At 64.8% G+C, this 21,484-nt stretch carries 24 protein-coding genes; 10 read left to right on the top strand and 14 right to left on the bottom strand.

Going from position 1 to position 21,484, the window contains the following annotated elements:
• Positions 1-63 precede the first annotated feature (63 nt).
• The 4 genes from proB to rplU form a co-directional block, all read right to left on the bottom strand.
• On the bottom strand, positions 64-1,170 hold the full coding sequence (proB, locus tag ACEQZD_RS13415) for a glutamate 5-kinase (protein ID WP_214012268.1): 1,107 nt from the start codon (positions 1,168-1,170) through the stop codon (positions 64-66).
• A 35-nt stretch (positions 1,171-1,205) separates the two neighbouring features.
• On the bottom strand, positions 1,206-2,387 hold the full coding sequence (gene cgtA / locus ACEQZD_RS13410; RefSeq protein WP_142949786.1) for an Obg family GTPase CgtA: 1,182 nt from the start codon (positions 2,385-2,387) through the stop codon (positions 1,206-1,208).
• Between the two features lie 189 nt (positions 2,388-2,576).
• Complete coding sequence (gene rpmA / locus ACEQZD_RS13405) at positions 2,577-2,837, bottom strand: 50S ribosomal protein L27 (protein WP_067608563.1); 261 nt, start codon at positions 2,835-2,837, stop codon at positions 2,577-2,579.
• A 26-nt stretch (positions 2,838-2,863) separates the two neighbouring features.
• Positions 2,864-3,175, bottom strand: a complete 312-nt coding sequence (gene rplU, locus ACEQZD_RS13400; RefSeq protein WP_067608565.1) for a 50S ribosomal protein L21 — start codon at positions 3,173-3,175, stop codon at positions 2,864-2,866.
• 240 nt (positions 3,176-3,415) lie between these two features.
• On the opposite strand from rplU, the gene ACEQZD_RS13395 reads away from it, so the two are divergent.
• Together ACEQZD_RS13395 and ACEQZD_RS13390 are read left to right on the top strand one after the other, a co-directional pair.
• Positions 3,416-4,387 carry a polyprenyl synthetase family protein gene (locus ACEQZD_RS13395; protein ID WP_142949787.1) on the top strand — a complete coding sequence of 324 codons (972 nt, stop codon included), beginning with the start codon at positions 3,416-3,418 and terminating at the stop codon, positions 4,385-4,387.
• Between the two features lie 63 nt (positions 4,388-4,450).
• On the top strand, positions 4,451-5,044 hold the full coding sequence (locus ACEQZD_RS13390) for a YajG family lipoprotein (protein WP_142949788.1): 594 nt from the start codon (positions 4,451-4,453) through the stop codon (positions 5,042-5,044).
• Between the two features lie 9 nt (positions 5,045-5,053).
• Here the strand turns inward: ACEQZD_RS13390 and ACEQZD_RS13385 are convergent, their stop codons facing one another.
• Both ACEQZD_RS13385 and ACEQZD_RS13380 read right to left on the bottom strand, forming a co-directional pair.
• Entirely contained in the window at positions 5,054-5,242 is a 189-nt protein-coding gene (locus ACEQZD_RS13385; RefSeq protein ID WP_370186085.1) for a CPXCG motif-containing cysteine-rich protein, read from the bottom strand.
• 2 nt (positions 5,243-5,244) lie between these two features.
• Positions 5,245-5,643, bottom strand: coding sequence for an HIT domain-containing protein (locus tag ACEQZD_RS13380; protein ID WP_142949790.1), 399 nt, complete (start codon positions 5,641-5,643; stop codon positions 5,245-5,247).
• A 149-nt stretch (positions 5,644-5,792) separates the two neighbouring features.
• On the opposite strand from ACEQZD_RS13380, the gene ACEQZD_RS13375 reads away from it, so the two are divergent.
• Positions 5,793-6,185, top strand: coding sequence for an MAPEG family protein (locus tag ACEQZD_RS13375; protein ID WP_142949791.1), 393 nt, complete (start codon positions 5,793-5,795; stop codon positions 6,183-6,185).
• A 6-nt stretch (positions 6,186-6,191) separates the two neighbouring features.
• Here the strand turns inward: ACEQZD_RS13375 and ACEQZD_RS13370 are convergent, their stop codons facing one another.
• Positions 6,192-7,205 carry an AraC family transcriptional regulator gene (locus tag ACEQZD_RS13370; RefSeq protein ID WP_370186083.1) on the bottom strand — a complete coding sequence of 338 codons (1,014 nt, stop codon included), beginning with the start codon at positions 7,203-7,205 and terminating at the stop codon, positions 6,192-6,194.
• Between the two features lie 216 nt (positions 7,206-7,421).
• Between ACEQZD_RS13370 and ACEQZD_RS13365 the strand changes: the two genes are divergently transcribed.
• A complete protein-coding gene (locus ACEQZD_RS13365) occupies positions 7,422-8,258 on the top strand; it encodes an NAD(P)-dependent oxidoreductase (RefSeq protein ID WP_142949793.1) in 837 nt (278 codons plus the stop codon).
• A 191-nt stretch (positions 8,259-8,449) separates the two neighbouring features.
• Complete coding sequence (locus tag ACEQZD_RS13360) at positions 8,450-8,659, top strand: hypothetical protein (RefSeq protein WP_142949794.1); 210 nt, start codon at positions 8,450-8,452, stop codon at positions 8,657-8,659.
• Between the two features lie 66 nt (positions 8,660-8,725).
• On the opposite strand, the gene ACEQZD_RS13355 is transcribed toward ACEQZD_RS13360, so the two are convergent.
• Positions 8,726-9,106, bottom strand: a complete 381-nt coding sequence (locus ACEQZD_RS13355; protein ID WP_142949795.1) for a hypothetical protein — start codon at positions 9,104-9,106, stop codon at positions 8,726-8,728.
• A gap of 246 nt (positions 9,107-9,352) precedes the next feature.
• Between ACEQZD_RS13355 and ACEQZD_RS13350 the strand changes: the two genes are divergently transcribed.
• Together ACEQZD_RS13350 and ACEQZD_RS13345 are read left to right on the top strand one after the other, a co-directional pair.
• Positions 9,353-9,784, top strand: a complete 432-nt coding sequence (locus ACEQZD_RS13350) for a phasin family protein (RefSeq protein WP_142949796.1) — start codon at positions 9,353-9,355, stop codon at positions 9,782-9,784.
• Positions 9,785-10,019: 235 nt separating this feature from the next.
• Positions 10,020-11,279 carry an AarF/ABC1/UbiB kinase family protein gene (locus ACEQZD_RS13345; RefSeq protein WP_255442611.1) on the top strand — a complete coding sequence of 420 codons (1,260 nt, stop codon included), beginning with the start codon at positions 10,020-10,022 and terminating at the stop codon, positions 11,277-11,279.
• A 64-nt stretch (positions 11,280-11,343) separates the two neighbouring features.
• Here ACEQZD_RS13345 and ACEQZD_RS13340 read toward each other — a convergent pair whose 3' ends face one another.
• Positions 11,344-11,895: a porin family protein gene (locus ACEQZD_RS13340; protein ID WP_142949798.1), complete on the bottom strand. Its 552-nt coding sequence runs from the start codon at positions 11,893-11,895 to the stop codon at positions 11,344-11,346.
• A gap of 123 nt (positions 11,896-12,018) precedes the next feature.
• On the opposite strand from ACEQZD_RS13340, the gene ACEQZD_RS13335 reads away from it, so the two are divergent.
• A complete protein-coding gene (locus ACEQZD_RS13335) occupies positions 12,019-14,409 on the top strand; it encodes a 7TM diverse intracellular signaling domain-containing protein (RefSeq protein ID WP_370186079.1) in 2,391 nt (796 codons plus the stop codon).
• Here ACEQZD_RS13335 and ACEQZD_RS13330 read toward each other — a convergent pair.
• The 5 genes from ACEQZD_RS13330 to ACEQZD_RS13310 all read right to left on the bottom strand — a co-directional run bounded on the left by ACEQZD_RS13330 (position 14,406) and on the right by ACEQZD_RS13310 (position 18,541).
• Positions 14,406-15,746: a VWA domain-containing protein gene (locus ACEQZD_RS13330; RefSeq protein WP_370186077.1), complete on the bottom strand. Its 1,341-nt coding sequence runs from the start codon at positions 15,744-15,746 to the stop codon at positions 14,406-14,408. The two genes, ACEQZD_RS13335 and ACEQZD_RS13330, sit on opposite strands and share 4 nt — an antisense overlap.
• A gap of 9 nt (positions 15,747-15,755) precedes the next feature.
• A complete protein-coding gene (locus ACEQZD_RS13325) occupies positions 15,756-16,685 on the bottom strand; it encodes a MoxR family ATPase (RefSeq protein ID WP_142949801.1) in 930 nt (309 codons plus the stop codon).
• Between the two features lie 33 nt (positions 16,686-16,718).
• Positions 16,719-17,069 (bottom strand): putative quinol monooxygenase, encoded by a 351-nt coding sequence (locus tag ACEQZD_RS13320; RefSeq protein WP_142949802.1) that lies wholly within the window; start codon positions 17,067-17,069, stop codon positions 16,719-16,721.
• An 82-nt stretch (positions 17,070-17,151) separates the two neighbouring features.
• A complete protein-coding gene (locus tag ACEQZD_RS13315) occupies positions 17,152-17,838 on the bottom strand; it encodes a nitroreductase (RefSeq protein WP_142949803.1) in 687 nt (228 codons plus the stop codon).
• A gap of 70 nt (positions 17,839-17,908) precedes the next feature.
• Positions 17,909-18,541, bottom strand: a complete 633-nt coding sequence (locus tag ACEQZD_RS13310) for a TetR family transcriptional regulator (protein ID WP_370186075.1) — start codon at positions 18,539-18,541, stop codon at positions 17,909-17,911.
• A 261-nt stretch (positions 18,542-18,802) separates the two neighbouring features.
• Between ACEQZD_RS13310 and ACEQZD_RS13305 the strand changes: the two genes are divergently transcribed.
• Positions 18,803-20,809, top strand: a complete 2,007-nt coding sequence (locus tag ACEQZD_RS13305) for an SDR family oxidoreductase (RefSeq protein ID WP_142949805.1) — start codon at positions 18,803-18,805, stop codon at positions 20,807-20,809.
• A 97-nt stretch (positions 20,810-20,906) separates the two neighbouring features.
• The coding region (locus tag ACEQZD_RS13300) for an SDR family NAD(P)-dependent oxidoreductase (protein WP_370186073.1) at positions 20,907-21,484 on the top strand (578 nt) is incomplete at its 3' end.

Genomic DNA, 21,484 nt, shown 5'->3' with positions numbered 1-21,484 from the left:
AACGCGTTCGCTAAAAAAACCGGCCTCTGGCCGGTTTTTTTATGCCTGAAGATCCGCCTCCGACTACAGCACCACCATATTGTCCCGGTGGATCAGTTCTTCCTCGTTCATAAAGCCCAGCACGTCGGCAATCTCGTGGCTCTTCTTGCCGCACAGGCGGCGGGCGTCGGCGGCGTCGTAGTTGACCAGACCGCAGGCCACGCGCTCGCCGTGCCGGTCCTCGCAGGCCACCATCTCACCGCGCGAGAACTGGCCGAACACATCCACCACCCCCACCGGCAACAGGCTGGAGCCGGCCTCGCGCAGCCGCCGGGCGGCGCCGTCGTCGAGAATCAGCCGGCCGCGCATGCGCAGATGCCCCGCCAGCCACTGCTTGCGGGCGTTCATCGGCGAGGTGTCCGGCAGCAGCGTGGTGCCCGGGGCCTGGCCATCGACCAGCTCGGTGAGCACCTCCGGGCGGCGCCCGGAGGCGATGGTGGTCATGGTGCCCGAGCGCGCCGCCAGCGCGGCGGCGCGCACCTTGGTGGTCATGCCGCCACGACCCAGCCCGGAGCCGCCACCGCCGGCCATGGCGGCCAGCGCCGGGTCGGAGGCACGGGCGCTGGGAATCAGGCGCGCCGCCGGGTTCTGGCGGGGGTCGGCGTCGAACAGGCCGTCCTGGTCGGTGAGGATCACCAGCCGCTCGGCTTCCACCAGGTTGGCCACCAGGGCGGCCAGGGTGTCGTTATCGCCGAAACGGATCTCGTCGGTGACCACGGTGTCGTTTTCGTTGACCACCGGCACCACGGAAAAGCCCAGCAGCGTCAGCAGGGTGCTGCGCGCGTTCAGGTAGCGCTTGCGGTCGGAGAGGTCGTCGTGGGTGAGCAGTACCTGGGCGGTGTGCAGCCGGTGCTTCTGGAAGCAGGATTCCCAGGCCTGCACCAGCCCCATCTGGCCGACGGCGGCGGCGGCCTGCAGCTGATGCACGGAATCCGGGCGGCGCGCCCAGCCCAGCCGGGTCATGCCCTCGGCCACCGCGCCGGAGGACACCACCATGACGTCGATGCCGCGCTCGCGCAGGGCCACCATGCGGTCCACCCAGACCTGCATCAGGTCCCGGTCCAGGCCGCGGCCGTCGTTGGTGAGCAGAGCGCTGCCAATTTTGATTACCCAGCGTGCGCGTTGCGCCATGGTGCCTTTCCCGCTTTCAGTAAAGTGATGACCGATCAGGGTTCGTAGACGATCTCCACGTCGTGATCGTCATCATCATCGTCGTCGTCATTGTCGCGGGCCGCGCGGCGGTCCCGCTTGATTTCCTGGATCTTCTCGCGGGCCTCTTCTTCCAGGCGCGCGCGCAGTTCCCGCTGCTCGGCGGCGTAGTCCGGGTCTTCCTGTTCGCGCAGACGGCGCTCTTCGATGGCGTTCATCAGCGCGTAGACCAGTTCTTCGCAGCCCACGCCGGCGGCGGCGGAAAGACGGAACACCGGCCCCTGCCAGCCCAGCTCGTCGACGATCTCAGCGACCCGCTGCTCGGCCTCGTCGTCGGGCAACAGGTCGATCTTGTTGAACACCAGCCAGCGTTCCTGCTCCGCCAGCGCCGGGGAGAACCGGTCCAGCTCGTCGGCGATAATGTCGATGTGGTCCGCCGGGTTGCCGTCCAGGGGCGCCATGTCCACCACATGCAGCAGCAACCGGGTGCGCGCCAGGTGCTTCAGGAAGCGGATACCCAGGCCGGCGCCCTCGGCGGCCCCCTCGATCAGGCCGGGAATATCGGCGACCACGAAGCTGCGGTAGCGGTCCGCCTTCACCACCCCCAGGTTGGGGATCAGGGTGGTGAAGGGGTAGTCCGCCACCTTGGGCTTGGCGGCGGAAATGGCGCGGATCAGGGTGCTTTTGCCGGCGTTGGGCATGCCCAGCAGGCCCACGTCCGCCAGCACCTTGAGCTCCAGCCGCAGGCGCCGGTTTTCACCGGGCGTGCCGTTGGTGGTCTTGCGCGGCGCCTGATTGACGCTGCTTTTGAAGTGCACGTTGCCGAGCCCGCCGCGGCCGCCCCGCGCCACCATCACCTTCTGGTCGGCGGCGGTCAGGTCGGCGAGCACCTCTTCGGTGTCCACGTCCACCACGGTGGTGCCCACCGGCACTTTCAGCACCACGTCCTCGGCGGATTTACCGGTCATCTGGCGGCCCTTGCCGGGCTCGCCGTTGCGCGCCTTGAACGAGCGCTCGTAGCGGTAATCCACCAGGGTGTTCAGGTTGGTGTCCGCCTCCACGTACACGTGCCCGCCGGCGCCGCCGTCTCCCCCGTCGGGGCCGCCGAACTCCACGTACTTTTCACGACGGAAGCTCAGGCAGCCGTGCCCCCCGCTTCCGGCGCGGACATCAATGGTGGCTTCGTCGACGAATTGCATGGTGACGGCTCTTAATAGCGATTAAAGGAGGCATTCTAACGTAGGGCGCCCGGTCGCTCACAAAAAATCGCCAGGAGCGATTTTTGACGTCGCGCCAGCGACGGCCCGAAGGGTGGCCGCCAGGGAAGGCGGCCACAAAAAAGCCCCGCGGGCGCAAGCCTCGCGGGGCTTTTTCAGATCCCGGAGGGATCAGGCCACGGGCTCGATCACCACGTATTTGCGGCTGAGCGGGCCTTTGACTTCGAACTTAACGCGTCCGGCTTCCTTGGCGAAGATGGTGTGGTCCTTGCCAATCCCGGTGTTCACTCCGGGGTGGAAACGGGTGCCGCGCTGGCGAACGATGATTTCGCCGGCCTGAACGACCTGGCCGCCGAAGCGCTTCACGCCAAGGCGTTTACTTTCCGAGTCGCGACCGTTACGAGTACTACCACCGGCTTTTTTATGTGCCATGTTTCAATCCTCTCGTTGCGTCCGGATCAGCCCTGGATCCCGGTGATTTTCACCGCAGTGTACCACTGGCGATGGCCCTGCTGCTTGCGGGAATGCTTGCGGCGGCGGAACTTCACAATCTTGATCTTCTTGTGACGGCCCTGCTCAACCACTTCGGCGGTGACCTTGGCGCCTTCCAGCAGCGGCTGGCCGACCTTCACGTCGTCGCCGTCGGCGACCAGCAGCACTTGATCAAAGTCCACGGATTCACCGGTGGCCACTTCGATCTTTTCCACGCGCAGGGTGTCACCCTCTTCAACGCGGTACTGCTTGCCACCCGTTTTGATGACTGCGTACATCTACTTGCTCCAGATGGTTCCTCTTGGGCGGACCCGGCCCTGAAATCAGGCGGTCGCTTTCGGTGCCCGTGGGATGATTAAATCGGGTCGCGAAGTGTACGCTAAAGGTTGATGCGCCTCAAGCCCGCATGACACGGCTTTTACAGCGACCTTCCGGTGGCCGGGTTTTCTTGACTGGCCGGGCCCCGCTGCTAGCATTGCCCGCTGTTTACCGCCCCTTTTTAGCCGGATAGCTACTTCATGGATTTCAAGGCCATCAGCTCTGTCGTCGCCGAGGATTTCGAGGCGGTGAACCGCTTCATCACCCACCACCTGGACACCGAGGTACCGCTGATCCGCGAGGTGGGGGAGTACATCGTCGACTCCGGCGGCAAACGCCTGCGCCCGCTGGTGGGGCTGCTGAGCGCGCGAGCATCCGGCTACACCGGCGCCCAGCACGTGGATGTGGCGGCGGTGATCGAATTTCTGCACACCGCCACCCTGCTCCACGACGACGTGGTGGACGAATCCAGCCTGCGCCGGGGCCGGCCCACGGTGAACGCGGTCTGGGGCAACTCCGCCAGCGTGCTGGTGGGGGACTTCCTGATTTCCCGGGCGTTCCAGCTTATGGTGGCGCTGCGTGATCAGCGCCTGCTGGAGATTCTCTCGCAGAGCACCAACACCATCTCCGAGGGCGAGGTGCTGCAGCTGATCAATACCCGTGACCCGAGCACCACCGAGCCCAGCTACATGCGCGTGATCCACCACAAGACCGCCAAGATGTTCGAATCGGCGGCGGAGACCGGCGCGGTGCTGGGCGCCCGCACGGAAACGGACTTTTCCCAGGCGTTCGCCACTTTTGGCCGCCATTTGGGCATCGCCTTCCAGCTGATCGACGACGTGCTCGACTACCAGGGCGACGTCAATGAGCTCGGCAAGAACGTGGGCGACGACCTGGCCGAGGGCAAACCCACCCTGCCCCTGATTTACGCCATCCAGCACGGCGCCCCGGAGCAGGCCGGGCTGATCAAGGACGCGATTCGCACCGGCGGCCTGGAACAGCTGGAACAGATCGTCGAGATCGTGCACGACTGCGGCGGCCTCAGCTACACCGTGGAGCGGGCCGCCGAGCAGACCCGGCTGGCCCTGGATGCGCTGGCGCCGGTGCCCGCTTCCCGCTACAAGGACGCGCTCCACAATCTGGCGGAAGAATCCTTGAAGCGGACGCACTAAACTGCATTGATGGAGTCGAACCACGACCCCGTTTCAGTGAACGCCCTTACGGAGACCACACGGATGAAATCGACCCTCGCCACGCTTTTCACCGGCGCCGCCTTGGCGCTGTCGCTGACCGGCTGCGCGCTCAGCCCCCAGCAGATCGAAGTGAAACCCACCGCCGAAGTGCAGCCCGCCAACCGCGGCAACAACCAGCCGGTGCAGGTGATCGCGGTGGATTCCCGGGACAGCAAAGCGTTCGGCTCGCGGGGCGGTGTGTACAAGGACACCTCCCTGGTGCAGCCGGCCAACGACCTGCGCCCGGCGATCGCCGAGACCGTCCGCCAGGGGCTGCAGACGCTGGGCTACAACGCCTTCAACCCGGGCGACGAGGCCACCACCCTGGAAGTGCGCCTGGAAAAACTGGAGTACATCCCCGAAGAGGGGTCGGTGGTCAACGAAGTGACCCTGAACCTGGAGCTGGTGGCCGAGGCCCGGCGCGGCGACACCACCCATGTGGGCACCTACAAGAGCAGCGTCGAGCACGACCTGCCCTTTACGCCGTCGGCGGCGCGCAACCAGGAAATGGTCAACGACATCCTCAGCCGTTCCATCGAGCGGATGCTCAACGACCCGGAAATGCAGGCCTTCCTGGCCGGCAACGACAACCCCTGAGCGGGTCCGTCAATCGTTTTCAGGCGTCACCGACACCGAGGGCGCCTCGGGGTCGGTGAGGTCGACGGTGAGCACCAGGGGGCGGCAGCAGATGTGGCAGTCCTCCACATACTCCTGATCCCCCTGGGACGGATCCACCAGGGCCTCGAAATGCTCCCAGCAGTGGGGGCATTGCACGCCCACCGCGATTAATTCCATCTCTAGCTCTCCTCGGGCAGCGCCAGCCGCGCCAGCCAGTCCGGCGTGCCGTCCACCGGCACCGGCTCGCCCTGCCCCCACACCGGCCCGGGCCAGCAGGGGTCGTCGCGAAAGCGGGCGATGATGTGCACGTGCAGCTGCGGCACCAGATTGCCGAGGGCGCCGAGATTGATCTTGTCGGCGCCGGTGACCCTCTCCAGCTCCCCGGCAAGGTGGTTCACGGTCGACAATAGCCGCTGCTGGTCCGCCGCCGGCAGGTGGTGCCACTCGCGCAGACCGTCGCGCTTGGGCACCACGATCAGCCAGGGGAAACGGGCATCACGCATCCAGCGCAGCCAGCACAGTTCAGTCTCGCCCAGGGCGCCGGTGTCCGCCGCCAGGCGTGGGTGTAATTCCGTCATTTTCGATTCCGTGGTCACGCCACCGGGCCGATCCCGGCGGCAAAAGATGCGATCGTACGAAAAACGCTCTAGGATGATGCGCAAAAATAAGAATATAGCGGCGCCGTCTGCCTGGCGCCGGCTTAACCATACCTGCTTGGGGGAAAGTCATGGAATGGGTTGCCATCATTACCGTCGTGGCGTTGCTGCAGTGCGCGCTGTTCAGCTTTGTCGTCGGCCGTGCCCGGGTCAAGTACCAGATCCGCGCGCCGGCGGTGCAGGGCCACGAACTGTTCGAGCGCAGCCTGCGCGTGCACGCCAACACGGTGGAGCAGCTGATCCTGTTCCTGCCCGGCCTGTGGCTGTGCGCCTGGTATCTGGAACCGCGCGCCGCCGCGGCGCTGGGGGCGCTGTTCGTGATCGGCCGGCAGCTCTATTTCAACGCCTATCTGGCGTCGCCCCGGGACCGGGGGCGCGGCTTTCTGCTCGGCTTCCTGGCCACCCTGACGCTGCTGCTGGGCGGCCTGGGCGGCGCCGTGGCGGATCTGATCGCCAGGTTGTAGCGCCGTTCAGCGGTAGTCCGACGGGCTCTTACCGGTCCAGCGCCGGAACGCGCGGGCAAAATTGGAGGCGTCCGAATAGCCCAGCGCCAGGGCGATATCGTCCACGGAACGCCCGCTCTGGGTGAGGTACTCCACCGCCAGCCCCTTGCGCAGATCATCCAGCAGCTTCTGATAGCTGGTGCCCAGCTGCTGGAGTTTGCGTTTGAGCGTGCGCGACGACATGTGCATCTCCGACGCCACCTCCTCGACGCCCGGAAACCCGCCGGAGCCCGCCAGCATCACCCGCCGCACCTGGCCCAGCAGCGCCGGCGGCGCCTTGATCTGCTCCATTTCCTGCTCGCACTGAGCGGCGGCCATCTGCGCCAGGCGCGGGTCGGCGAAGCGCAACCGCCGTTGCAGGCGCTCGGCGGGGAAGCGCATCTGGCTGTAGGCGCAGTCGAAATAGATCGGCACCGGAATCATCGGCCGCAGCCGGGAAAAGTATTCCGGTTCCGGGTAGGCGAAGCGCAGCTCGCCGAGGATCTCGATGTCCGGCATCAGCTGCAGGCCCATGAAGTGGAAGCTGGAGAACAGGCTTTCGGTGAGCAGCGGCCCGTGCTCGCCGAGCGACAGCATCTCGTTGAGCTGCAGCACCGCCCACTCGCCCTCCACGAAAGCTTCCAGCTGGACGATGGTGCCGCGGGTGCGGAAAAACTTCACCGCCAGCTCGATGGCGTCGCCCAGGGTATTGCTGCTCATCGCCGCGTAGCCGAGAAACCCGTGCGACGACAGCGGCATGGAGGCGCCCAGTTCCCAGCCGATCCAGGGCTCGCCGGTCAGCTCCACCAGCCGCCGGGAGAAGCGCTTGAAGGTCAGGGCGGTGACACGGGCCTTGGGATCGCGCCAGCAGCCCGGCTCGATGTCCAGCCCGGCCAGCGCTTCCTGTTCGTCGATGCCCCGTTTTTGCAGGGCCTCCAGCATCGGGCCCAGGTATTCGGCGGACAGGGTGTAGTCCTCCGCCGTCATTTTTAGAATCGTCATACGTTTTGCCCGTCTTCACCAACCTGTGTCTTCGTCCGCCCTAGGGCCTTCGTACCGATGGCCCAAAATGACCAGACAGGCCACAAGATACCCGTTTCCCAAGCGCGGGAGCAAGTCCTCGCCGGCCGGGAGCCATAACCCGCAGGTTTGTGTATTGCCGCCCCCGGCCCGCTCTTGCTAGCGTGAATCTCCATTCTTCATGCCGAGGATACGGTCATGACCGCCGCCACCCTGAAAGGAAAGACCCTGTTCATCACCGGTGCCAGCCGCGGCATCGGCAAAGCCATCGGCGTGCGCGCCGCCCGTGACGGCGCCCGGGTGGTGCTGTTCGCCAAGACCACCGAGCCGCACCCCAAGCTGCCGGGCACGCTCTATACCGCCGCCGAGGAAATCCGCGAGGCCGGCGGCGAGGCCCTGGTGTGCGTCGGCGACATCCGCTACGAGGATCAGGTCCAGGCCGCCGTGGACAAGGCCGAAGCCGAGTTCGGCGGCATCGACATTCTGGTCAACAACGCCAGCGCCATCGCCCTGACCCCCACCGAAGGCACCACCATGAAGTCCTACGACCTGATGAATCAGGTCAACAGCCGCGGCACCTTCATGACCAGCAAGCTGTGTCTGCCGCTGCTGCGCCGGGCGGACAACCCGCACATTCTCAATCTGTCGCCGCCGCTGAATATGAATCCGGCCTGGTTCGGCCGCCATCTGGCCTACACCATGGCCAAGTACGGCATGAGCCTGTGCGTGCTGGGCATGGCGGACGAATACGCCGGCAAGGTGGGGGTGAACGCGCTCTGGCCGCGCACGGCCATCAACACCGCCGCGGTGCGCAACCATCTGGGCGGCGAGATGGCGGTGCGGGCGGCGCGCCAGCCGGAGATCATGGCGGACGCGGCGCACTGGATCCTGACCCGGCCGCAGGCGGAGTGCAGCGGCAACTTCTTTATCGACGACGAGGTGGTCCGCCAGGCCGGCGTCACCGACCTGTCGGTGTACAAGGTCGACCCGCAGCTTTCCGACGACCAGTTGCTGCCTGATTTCTTCCTCGATTAACCCCGCCGCCACCGCCCTGTCCGGGCCGCCGGCGCCACTGGCAAAGATTGTCACATCTTGCCGGCGCGCGCCGGTGGTCGCGCCGCCGCCCTACCCCCGCTGCGCCAACCGACTGATTTTCCAGCAAAAAAATTTTTATATGCCTTGGCATGGTTCTCGCTTCCTCTGAGTCAGGCAACGAGTGAAGCGTCATGAGCAAGGTGATAAGAATTGAAAAGCGGCATCCGGAAACCGCTCTGGAGAACCTGAACCGGCTCACCGGCCTGGATTTTCAGGACTGGCCGGAGTCCCTGCTGGAGTGTGGCGACGATGTCACCGCCGGAAACGGCCGCACCGAAAACCCGAAGCGTCGGGGGGAGCGGGCCTTGCCGCCACGGCGGCGGGCCCATCAAGGGGGGTAAGGAGCCGGGCCCGCGAAAGGGGAGCGGGCCCGGCGACCTTTTTTCAGCAAGCCATGCCTGGCCGGCTCAGTAGTTGGAGATCAGCTTGTCCTGGGGGCGCAGCGCCGTGCCGCGCCGCTGCATGTACAGCTCTTCCACCACATAGCGCATGCCCGGATCCGACAGCCGCAGGGACACCTGAACCTGCTCGACGCTGTCATTGAACCGCAGCCGAACCAGCCCGGACAGCAAGGCGCTGCCGTCACCGTTCACTTCGGCGGCATCGACCAGAATGGCCTGGTCGTTGTTGGTGTCCAGGTAACGCACCAACAACTGGACCGTGCCCGGCTTCCCGGAGATTCGCGCCCAGGCCGCCACATTGAACTCGGCATCCCATTGCCGCGCTTTGGCCGGACGCCCGTCCGCCCAAATCCGGCTGGGCACCTTGGCAATGAATTTCTCAATCATGAATTCGTATCTCTGCCGATTAATACTTTCCTATGGAGTGTAAGCGCTCGGTATGGGTTCCCGCCACGTTTGACTTGGCGGCCCGGCTGGGAATTCCGTCACAGCACGTCACATCCATCACCCTCACTGATTGTCCTATTGTCAGACAGTAGTGCCGCCCGCCGGCGGCCCGGCGCCCTACTATACCGTCCATCGAGGCGCGACCTCCCGGGTCGCCGACATTCTCAGCAAGAGAGAGGAACGATCATGGGTGAACTGAAAGAGATTCGCGACCAGCAAGACAACCTGATTCAGCGTGCCAAGGCCCTGGGCAACAAACTGTACCTGGCCGGTCTGGGTGCCTACAGCAAAGCCGGTGACAGCTCCGAAGAGCTGTACGACAAGTACGTACAGGCCGGCCAGGAAGCCTATGGCGACGACGCCGAAGGCAAATCCAAGGCCCTGCTGGCAAGCCGCGGCCTGGTAGTAAGCACTCGCAAACTGATCGACGAAGCGCCCCGGAAGCGCCATGAGCTGTACGAGCAGTTCGTCGCCAGCGGCAAGCAGGAGCGCGGCGAGAAGGCCGAGGAAACCAACGAATTCGTGCTCGCCGGCCTGGGCGCCGTGAGCACCCTGCGCGAACAGAGCCAGAAACTGTTCGACGATCTGGTCAGCACCGGCGAGAAAGAGCGCGCCTGATTTCTGGAATTCTGCCTACTCTCCTTTAATGGGGCCCTCCCGGGCCCCTTTTTTTCGCCCGGCTTTGGCCCGAATACCCCATGACAGGGACCGGACAGCGGACTAGTCTCTGCATTTCAGCACGGTGTGCGATTCCGCCACCGCTTTTTCGACCACGGGACCACGCAGCATGGCAAAACGCGGACGGGAACGGCGCCCCGCTTCCACCACCGGGCGCCTCTGGAAACTGACCGGTATGACGACGTCCATCGCCACCCGTGTCGCCTCGCATCAGGTGAAAGGGCTGTTTCAGTCGGAACAGGACCGGGCCACCAGCCGCGAAGCGCTGATGCGCCATATCGGCCAGGAGGTGGCCGCCACGCTCGGGCAGATGAAAGGCGCGGTGATGAAGGTCGGGCAGATCGCCTCGCAGATGCAGGACGTGCTGCCCCGCGAGATCAGCGAGCAGCTGGCGGTGCTGCAGAACGCCTCGGCGCCGATGCCCTTCCACGTGATCCGCCGGCAACTGGAGAAGGAGCTGGGCGGCCCGGTGGGCGACTACTTCCAGGTGTTCGACGAGGCGCCGTTCGCGGCCGCCTCCATCGGCCAGGTGCACCGGGCCACCACGCTGGCCGGCGACGACGTGGTGGTGAAAATTCAGTACCCGGCGGTCAAGGCCTCGATCGACTCGGACATGAAGCACCTCAAGCGCATCCTCAAACTGGGCAGCTTGCTGCGCGTCGACGAGCGCGCGCTGGACGCGGTGTTCAAGGAGATCCGCGCGCAGCTGGAAGAGGAACTCGATTACCTGCGCGAAGCGGACAACGTGCGCCTGTTCCAGGCGTTCCATGCGGAGGACGACGATGTGGTGATCCCCACCGTGTTCGCCGACCTGTCCGGCGCCACGGTACTGACGTTGAGCTTCGAGGACGGCGTGCCCCTAGAGAACGTCAGCGACGCCAACGGCTTTGATCAGGCGTTGCGTAACCGGCTGGGCGAGCGGCTGTTCGATATTATCGGGCGGCAGATTTTCGAACTGCGCACCGTGCACTGCGATCCCCATCCGGGCAATTTCGCGTTCCGCACCGACGGCAGCATCGTGTTGTACGATTTCGGCGCGGTGAAACGGCTGCCGGAAGAAGACGTGCGCCTGATGGCCACCCTGGTGCGCGCCTCACTGGATGGGGACTGGCGGGCCCTGGACCGGGCCTTGCTGGCGATCGGCGCGCGGCGCAGCGACAGCGAGGTGTCCGACCGTCTCTACCAGGCCTGGGTGCCACTGCTGCTCAAGGCGTTCGCCGAAACCCCCTTCGACTTCGCCCAGGCCAGCCTGCACCAGGACGTGGTGCAGCAGGCTCGCCGCACGCCGCTGGAAGAGATGCTCAAGTTCCAGCCCAGTTCACGCACCTTGCTGGTACAGCGGGTGGTGGGCGGCCACTACTGGACTATGAAAAACCTGGGCGTGGCGACCGCTTTCCGGCCAAGACTGGAGAAGCTGCTGACCCGGGCGGGCTGACCGTTATCGCGGACAGCAAAACGCCGGCTTGCGCCGGCGCTGTCGGGGGCGGAGTAAGAGAGGATCAGAAAGCGGAGCGCAGGCCCACGCTGACCCCGGAGATTTCCTCCTCGTCCTGATCGTAATAGCGCATGTATTCCAGGTTGGCGCCCAGGGTGTCGGTGATATTGAAATCCAGGCCGGCGCCATAGGATTCGTCCTCGAACCGCTCGCTTTCGTCCGTGCTGACACCGGCCACGGTGTACTTAACGTCCGCTTTCATTTTGCTGTAGCCGCCGATCACATAGGGGTGGATCGAATCGGACAGCGGCGCGGAGAGTTTCAGGTAGCCGCCGTACATGTGGTCCATGTCGTACTCGAAGGTACCCAGGGGCGCGTTCTTGGAATCACCGTCAATACCGGTGCCGCCGCGCGCTTCCAACGCGATAAAATCATTGAACTCAAAGCCGGCCCGCAACGTGACGCCGTCCACTTTCAGGGTGTCCTCATCGACGTCGTCGTTGTCGTACTGAATCTGATTGTAGTTGGCGCCGATGTAGGGCCCGGCCGCGAAAGCGCCGCCGGCCATCACCGAACAGGACAACACCATTGCACTACTCAGGATTCGGATCTTCATGTGCCTCTCCTTTGCGTTAGAAGTCAGTAATTTGAACATTGGCGCTTGGAGCCGTTCCTCCGGCCCGGTTAAATACGGTAAAAGGGCAGTGACGGAGTTCACGCTTTGCGAGGGGGAACACTAATGCAGGGAGCTTCATGGTTGGCGGGGCTCTGCTTTCTTCTTTTCGCGGGCACGGTGCAGGCTCTGGAATTGGGGAAGCAGCGCTCTGATTATCAGGCGTCACCGGACCTGCGCTGGCTGGAAGCCGCGCCCGGTGAACTGTCGCCCGAGCAGGCCCTGGAAGCATTGCGCAGCGGAAAGGGCCAGCGGCTGGGCAGCCGTTATCCGGCGATGGGGTTTCGGGAACAGGACCAGTGGTTCCTGCTAAGCCTGGACAACCAGTCCGACACCGGGCTCTGGTACCTGCGCGCCGGGCGGCCGCATCTGGATTATCTGGACCTGTATATCTATGACGCCGCGGGCACCCTGCTGCGCCACCAACGCAGCGGCGACCGGGTGCCCTTCGCGGAACGCCCCTTCCCTCATCACCAACTGGTTTTTCCGCTCGCCATTCCCCAGCAGGCGCAATGGTCGGTTCTGTTCCGGGCCCGTGGCGACAACGTGATCGACTTTCCCTTGTCGATTCGCGCCCCGGACGAATTCAACCAGCATGACGGCTACCTGAAGCTCAGCTACGGCTTTTATTTCGGCTCGGTACTGATCATGTGCCTGTTCAATTTGCTGATTTTTTTCTCCATCCGCGAGCCCAGTTATCTGCTTTACGTCCTCTATTTGGGCTTTTTCGGTTTGAACCTTTTCGCCCGCGAGGGGCTCGCCTATCAGTGGCTCTGGCCCGTCGCCAGCGAATGGAACCACCGCAGTTTGCCGGTACTGAATTTACTGACGCTGGCCTTTTCGATGTTTTTTTCCTGCTCGTTCCTGGAGCTCAAAAAAGCGGCCCCGGGGCTGAACCGCGTTCTCATGCTGGTGGGCCTGGCACTGATCGCGCTGGCCCCTTTCACCCTGCTCAACTTCACGTTTTTTATTCAGTTTTCTTCGGCGATTATTTTCCCCTGGCCGTTCATCGCCATCGCCCTGGCGATCTGGTCGATCCGCCAGGGTTACCAGCCGGCGCGCTTCTTCTTGCTGGCGTTCACCGCCGTGGGCCTGGCCTCGGTGATCTATATTCTAAAAACCTTCAACCTGATCGGCGGCAGCTGGTTGATCGAAAACGCGCTGCAGCTGGGCACCGTGACCGAGGCGCTGTTACTCTCCTTCGCGCTGGCCCACCGCATGACCACCCTGAAGTCGGAGAACGAGCGCATCCACAAGGAGGCCCAGGAAGCGCTGGAACGCCGCGTCGAGGAACGCACCCATGAACTGAACACGGCCCTCAGCGCCCGCAGCGAGTTCCTCGCGGTTATGAGCCATGAAATCCGCACGCCGCTCAACGGCATTATCGGCACCGTGGATATGTTGCGGGATTCAGATCTGGACGAGGCGCAGCGGCGCCAGTTGCATGTGATTGAGCAGTCCGGCAACACTTTGCTGGATTTGATCAATGACGTGCTGGACTACTCCCGGCTGGACGCGGGCAAGATGCCCATCGAGCAGACCGGGCTGGATCTGCCGGCGCTGATCGGCGAATGCGTGGCGCTGTTCGAGCACCGCGCCCGCCTCAACGCCAACGCCCTGAGCGAGAATCTGGACCCGGATCTCGGTGAGTATTGCGTCGGCGATCCGGTGCGGCTGCGCCAGATCCTGGTCAACCTGATCAGCAACGCGGTCAAATTCACCGAGAACGGCCGCATCCAGGTCTCCGCGCGGCGGGACGAGGCCAACCGGGACTATGTCCTGTTCGAAATCACCGACACCGGCATCGGCATTCCCGCCGACCAGCAGTCGCGGTTGTTCGACTATTTCCACCAGGGCGATCAGACCAGCCGGCGCCGCTACGGCGGCACCGGCCTGGGGCTGGCGATCTGCCGGCAGCTGGCGGAAATCATGGGCGGTGAGATCGGCTTCCAGAGCAGCGAGGCGCGCGGCTCTTGTTTCTGGGTGCGGCTACCGCTTCCCGCCGGCAAGGCCCAGGCGGAGGCCGCGGTGCCGGAGCAGGAACGCCCCGCCAGCGTGGTCGGCGCCCGGCTGCTGATTGTCGACGACAACCACATCAACCTGCTGGTGGCCGAAGGGCTGTGCCGCAAGCTCGGCCACCAGTGCGAAACCGCGGAAAGCGGCGCCGAGGCGCTGGCGGTATTGCTGTCGCGGCCGGCGCAGTTCGATCTTATTCTGATGGATTGCGAGATGCCGGACATGGACGGCTTCGAAACCACCCGCGCGATTCAGGGCCTGCAGCGTCAGGGCCGTCTGCCGGTGATCCCGGTGATCGCCCTGACCGCCCACGCGGTGCCGGACAAGATCGCCGCCTGCCACGACGCCGGCATGATCGGGCATATCGCCAAGCCGGTGAACCTGCGCCGCCTGGACGAGGCCCTCAGCGGTGCATTGAGGGGCATGGCGAACAGCCGCTAGACGCTTTTCAGCAGATAGTCGGTGAAGCGGCTCAGGTCATTGAGCGAGGCGCAGCGCCGCGCGGCGCGGCAATAGGGTTGGTAGCGGGCCATGATGGCATCGCCGCTGTTCCAGCGCGAAGGCGGCTCCGGATTCAGCCAGAACACCTGTTTGGCACGGCGCGACACTTCGGCCAGATGCTGCTCACCGGCGGGGAGATCGTTGTTACGCGCATCGCCCAGAATGATCACGGTGGTGTGGCGGTCGATCTCGGACCCGCACAGCGCCACGAATTCCTCGAACATGGTGCCGTAGTCGGTGCCGCTGCCGGACACCCGGTCGAGAATCCGACCCACCGCCACGTCCGGCGGATAGCGGTCGAAATCATCGGTGACCTCGTCGAAGCGGGCGGCGAACGCAAAGCTGCGCACCCGCGGCAGCACATCGGTCATCGCGTAGAGGAACTGCAACAGAAACCGGGCGGCGTCCCGCACCGAGCTGGAGACATCGCAGATCACCAGCACCTTGGATTTGAGCCGGCGCTTCTGGCGCCAGTGCAGCTGCACCGGCACGGCGTTATAGCGCAGGCTGGACGCCAGGGTGCGGCGCGCATCCAGGGTGCCGCGCTTGGCTTTTTTCTGGCGCCGCTGATGGAGGCTGGCGAGCCGGCGCGCCATGCGCCGCACCAGGGTCTGCACCTGTTTGAATTCACGCAGGTCGCGAAACGGGGCCGCGCGCATGGTGTGTTCGCGCAGGGCACGTCCATGGGCGCGCCCGTGCAAATTGAACTGCCGCCGCACATGGCGCACCGCCAGCTCGCGAACCTGCTGGCGCCACTCACGCAGCTCGCCGACACGGCGCTGGTCGGCACCGCGCGGTGAAGCGTCCAGCCGCAGGATCTCATCGTCCACCGCGCCCATGCCCATGTTCATCAACAGCCGGCGGGCGTAAAGACCCTGCTGGGTGATCACCTGCATATCGGTGAAGTCCATCTCGCCGGCGTTGCGTGCCAGGGTCTGCTCCAGCTGCCCCGCGTCCTGCGCCACCAGCTCCGCGGCCTGCTCGGACAGGCCCTGCCCTTCCTGGGGCGAGAGCGGTTCGCCGCCCTCGTCCTGATCGCCGGCGTCCTCGTCCTCGGCGGATTCAAACTGGAAAAACGCCTCGAAACAGGCGTCAAAGTCCGGGCGCTCCTGCTGGCTTTTCACCAGGGTGAGCGCCAGGGTCTCGCGGAACTGGTCGCGGGGGTGGTAGCCGATCAGGGCGGCGGCGCGGAACGCTTCTTCCGCCTCCGTGGGCGAAACGCGCACGCCCGCGCCGCGCAGGGCGCGGACGAACTCATGCAAACGGCGGTCGGCCATGGTGGCGCCTCAGGCGGAACGGGGTTTACGGAACCAGTGCGGCAGCAGGTCGCGGGCCAGCGCCACGTCCTGCTCGTTCTTGAGCACCAGCGCCAGGGTCTGCTCCACCAGCTCCGGCTCAAGGGTGTCCGCGTGCAGCAGCACCAGGGCGCGCGCCCAGTCCAGGGTTTCCGAGATCGCCGGCAGCTTCTTCATGTCCTGCTCGCGCAGGTGCTGGATGAACGCCACCAGCTGATCGCGCAGCTGCTCGCCCAGCTCCGGCACGCGCTCGGCCAGAATGCGGCGCTCCAGGGCGGCGTCGGGATAGGGAATATAGAGATGCAGGCAGCGCCGCTTGAGCGCGTCGGAGAGCTCCCGCTGGTCGTTACTGGTGAGGAACACCAGCGGCTGATGCCGGGCCTTCACGGTGCCCATCTCCGGGATCGAAATCTGGAAATCGGACAACAGCTCGAGCAGAAAGGCTTCGAATTCCTGATCCGCCTTGTCGATCTCATCGATCAACAGCACCACGGGTTCGTCGGCGCGCAGGGCGCGCAGCAGCGGCCGCGGTTCGAGGAAGGTGTCGCTGTAGAAGGCATCGCCGAGATCGCCGAGCCGTTCCATGCTCTGCTCGAGGCTGTCGGTGTCCGCCAGCATCCCGCTGAGCTTGTCACGCAGCAACTGGGTGTAGAGCAGCTGCTTGCCGTACTTCCACTCGTACAGCGCGCGGCTTTCGTCCAGGCCTTCGTAGCACTGCAGGCGGATCAGCGGCGCTTCCAGGAAGGCGGAGGCGGCTTTCGCCAGTTCCGTCTTGCCCACCCCGGGCGGGCCCTCCACCAGCACCGGCTTGTGCAGCTGCGCCGCCAGATAGACCGCCAGGGCGGTGCGCTGGTCGCAGATGTAGCCTTGCCCGGCGAAGCTGGCAATAACGTCGTCGAGGGAATCGATTCGGGTTTTCATGATGGGTCAGGCTCCCGGCCGCCGGCGCCCGGCTCAGTGCAGGGTGGTGCCTTCGGCCACTTCCACGGCGGGCGGTTCCACCACCGGCTCGCCGTCTTCGTCGGTAACGTCAAAGCGCATGGAATGCACTTCGCCGTCTATCATGTCGGGAATCCGGTCCAGGAAAGCGTCCAGGTGATCGGAATCGAAGTGACGCTCCAGATCGTCCAGGGTCTGCCATTGCTGCCACAGCATGATCACCCTGGGGGTGTCCGCCTTGACGTACACCTCGTAGGACACACAGCCATGTTCAGCGCGGGCCTGGGTGGCCAGCTCCTGGGCCAGTGCCACGGCGCTGTCGCGCAACGTATCACGGACCGGAATCACACCTTTTACGATGACCATATTGCCCCGGGGGTAGGAAAATAGCCGACCAGTATAACACGAACGGCCCTCTTCCTCACCCCGGTGCGCGGCCGGACAGCGCCTAGAGCGCCGTCTTGAAGGCCACCGAATCCGCCAGCGGGGCCCGCCCCACGCGGGTCCGGTTGGCCGCCACGTCCGGATCCTCATAGCCGAAACTGATGCCCACCAGGATGGCGGTGGACGCCGGCTCGCCGAAGATCTCGCGCACGTCATTGGGGAAGTAGCGCATGCTGCCCTGGGCGCAGGATCCGACGCCGTAAGCGGTCATCGCCAGCATCAGGGACTGGATGTACATGCCCACGTCCAGCGCCACGGTGGGGCCGAATTCCCGCTCCATGCCGATAAACACCACATGGGGCGCGTCGAACAGCTCGAAGTTTCGCAATTGCGCGCGCATGCGTCCGGGTTTGTCGTCCCGGGCGATGCCCATGTTGTTGTACAGCTCCACCGCGCAATCCACCTGCCGTTGCCGATAGACCCCGCTGAATTTGCCGGCGTTGGGCTCGAAGTCCGGCTCCATGGGCACGCCGGCGGTGACTTTCTCCACCATCCGGCGGCGCAATTCGTCGCGCACCTCGCCGGAGGCCACGAACACCTTCCAGGGCTGGATATTGCAGTTGGAGGGCGCCAGCTGGGCGAGTTCGAAGATTGCCTTGAGGGTTTCTTCCGGCACCGGCTTATCCAGGAAGCCGCGCACTGAGCGACGCGAACGGAGGGCGTCGGCCAGGGACTGGGTTTCAGCGCTCATGAACCTACCTTCTAATTATGGAATAGCGTTCCATCCTAGCGCCTGACGTCGGGGATTTCGATCCTTGCGGCTACAAACGGTCCCCGGCGGCCCAGCAACGCCCGCCCAGGGCAATGATCTCCACCTGATCACCAGCGTTCTCGGCCAGCTCGCGCCGCCGCGCCGGCGACACATCCAGCATGGCGATGCCGAGGCCGAACATCACCGCGATGGCCGCCTCCGCCTCGCGCTGGGCGGGCACCGGCGGGCGGTCCTGGGCGGCCACCGCCTCGCGCACGTCCTCGGCGAGCTCGTTGACCATCAGCTGCAGCTCGCCGTGGATGCGCCGGCGATAACTGGATCGCCGCCCCAGGCGCTGCTGCACCAGAAGGCGGAACTCATTTTCATAGTCCTGTTGAAAGCGCACGAAGCGCGCCACCAGTTCCCGCACCGCGCGCGCCGCGCCCACTTCGATCATGCTGCGCCGCCCCGCCGCCATGGAGGAGCGCAGGTGGAAACAGGCCCGGTCGATCAGCGCCAGGCCCAGGGCCTCCATATCCGGAAAATGGTTGTACAGGGAGGTGGCGGCCAGCCCCGCCTCGCGGGCCACCTCGCGCAGCCCCAGACTGTCCAGGCCGCGCCCGTCGGCCATCAAACGGCCGGCGGCGTCCAGGATCCGCTCGCGGGTCTGCTTTTTTTGTTGCTGCCGGGCACCTTCGCTCATTTCACGAACACTCGTTAGTTCAGAGGCCTTGCATATAGCCACAGAAAACAACCCCAGCGCAAGCGATCAAAAACCGTTTGACTAACAACTGTTCATAGAACAGAATGCCGAACACTTGTTAGTTGTAACGGGCAAAAAAGGGCGTCAACACTGGCCCTTTAGGCGTTGGCGGCGCATTATCAAACGGTCGCCATATTCAAGAACAATACCCGGTGCCGGCTCGGCCGTGGCCACCAGAGATGACAGCAAAGGGGTTTTCGCATGAACTACTTCGTTACCGGCGCGACCGGTTTCATTGGCCGCTTCTTGGTGGCGCGTTTGCTCAAGCGCGAAGGTGCCCGGGTGTTCGCACTGGTGCGGCCCGGTTCGGAATACAAGCTGGACGCCATGCGCCGGCGGCTGTGCGTGGAAGAGAGCCGTCTGGTGCCGATTACCGGGGACCTGACCAAGAAGCTGCTCGGTGTCAGCAAGCGCGACCAGGACGATCTGGTGGGCCAGATCGACCACTTCTTCCATCTCGCCGCCATCTATGACCTGAGCGCCGATGAAAACACCCAGCGCTACATCAACATCGAGGGCACCCGGCAAACGCTGAAACTGGCCGAGAAGGTCAACGCCAAGGCGTTCCACCATGTGTCTTCCGTGGCCGCCGCCGGGCTTTACGAGGGCACCTTCAGCGAGGACATGTTCGAGGAAGCCGGCGAACTGAACGACCCCTACCTGCTCACCAAGCACGAATCGGAAGCCCTGGTGCGCCAGGAAAGCCGCATCCCCTGGCGGATCTACCGGCCGTCACTGGTGGTCGGCCACTCCCAGACCGGCGAGATGGACAAGATCGACGGCCCCTACTACTTCTTCAAGCTGATTCAGAAGCTCAAGGACTTCCTGCCCAACTGGATCCCGCTGATCGGCGTGGAGAGCGGCCACTTCAACATCGTGCCGGTGGACTTCGTGGCCGACGCGCTGGATCACATCGCCCACCAGGAGGAAGGCAACGGCCAGTGCTTCCACCTCACCGCCGACCGCAGCTACAACCTGGGTGAGGTGATGGACATCATCGCCAGCGCCGCCCAGGCGCCGCGCATGCCGGTGCGCATCGACCAGCGCATGTTCGACGCGGTGCCCGGCTTCGTGCGCCGCGGGGTCAGCGCCATGACGCCCCGCTTGCTGATCAATCAGGCGATGGAGAACCTGGACATTCCGCCGTCGCTGATCAAGTTCCTGACCTTCCCCACCGAATACGACAACCGCCGCGCCGCCGCGGCGCTGGAAGGCAGCGGCATCGAGGTGCCGGAGCTGGAAAGCTATGTGCAGCAGCTGTGGGACTTCTGGGAAAACCATCTGGACCCGGACCGCGACGAGCGCGAGGACGAACTGCAGCCACTGCCCTCCCTGCCGGAGCGCGCCGAAGACAAGATCGTGATGATCACCGGCGCCACCTCCGGGATCGGCAAGGCCTCGGCCCTCAAGCTGGCGCGCGCCGGCGCCACCGTGCTGGTGGTGGCGCGCACCCCGGAAAAGCTGGAAGAGACCCTTCATGAGATCAAGCAGGTGGGCGGCAATGCCCGCGCCTACCGCTGCGACGTGTCCAATCTGGAAGCGGTGGACGAACTGGTCGAGCAGGTGCTGGCCGATTACGGCCGGGTGGATATCCTGGTCAACAACGCCGGCCATTCGATCCGCCGCTCGGTGGTGCACTCGTTCCAGCGTTTTCACGATTTCGAACGCACCATGCAGCTCAACTACTTCGGTTCGCTGCGGCTGATCATGCGGCTGATGCCGGGCATGATCGAGCGGGGCTTCGGCCATGTGATCAACATCTCCAGCATCGGCGTGCTGACCAACGCACCGCGCTTCTCCGCCTATGTGGCGTCCAAGGCGGCGCTGGATTCCTTCACTCGCTGCGCGGCCAGCGAGATGGCGCACCTGGGGATCCATTTCACCACCATCAACATGCCGCTGGTGCGCACGCCGATGATCGCGCCCACCAAGCTCTACAACCATGTGCCGACGATCAGCCCCAACCAGGCGGCGGACATGATCTGCGACGCCATCGTGCGGCGCCCCAAGCGCATCGCCACCAGCCTGGGCATCATGGGCCAGGTGATGCACTTCCTGACACCCAAGGTCACCGAAACGATCATGAACACCGGCTACAAGATCTTCTCGGACTCCGCCGCCGCCATGGGCGGCAAGGAAAAAACGCCGAAGAAAATCAGCCGCGAACAGGCCGCCTTCTCCCGGCTGTTCAAGGGGATTCACTGGTAAGCCGGCCACACCGGGCCACCGGGCAACGGCGGTCATTGATCAAACGCTTGTTTGAATGCAATCTTAGGAGGTCTTCCATCTTCGTGGGGTGCCTCCAATGAACGACATCGAATGGCAGCGGCCGGACCTCCGGCCGCATATCAAGCGCATCTCCGCCGCCGCCGGCTGGCGCTGGCGGCAGCGTTTCTCCCCCCGTGGCGCGCTGCGCCGCCGCGTCGCCGGCCAGGTGGTTCTGATCACCGGCGCCAGTTCCGGCATCGGCGCCGGACTCAGCCACCGCCTGGCCCGCGCCGGCGCCACCGTCCTTCTGGTGGCCCGCTCCCTCGACAAACTGCAGGACACCGTGGACGACATCCGCGCCGACGGTGGCCGCGCCCATGCTTACCGCTGTGACCTGGCCGACCTCGACAGCTGCGACCGGCTCTGCGAGCAGGTGCTCGCCGAACACGGCGGCGTGGATATTCTGGTCAACAACGCCGGCCGCTCGATCCGCCGCTCGGTGATGCACAGCCTGGACCGCTTCCACGACTACCAGCGCACCATGCAGCTGAATTATTTCGGCGCCATCCGCCTGGCGATGAACCTGATTCCCGCCATGCAGGCACGCGGCCAGGGGCACGTGATCAATGTGTCCACCATGGGCGTGCAAAGCGCCCCGGCGCGCTTCTCCGCCTA

It is taken from the genome of Alloalcanivorax sp., from assembly GCF_964221125.1.
Taxonomy (GTDB): Bacteria; Pseudomonadota; Gammaproteobacteria; order Pseudomonadales; family Alcanivoracaceae; genus Alloalcanivorax; species Alloalcanivorax venustensis.
The sequence above is the reverse complement of the archived record's forward strand: the minus strand, read 5'-3'. Positions and strand labels throughout refer to the sequence as shown.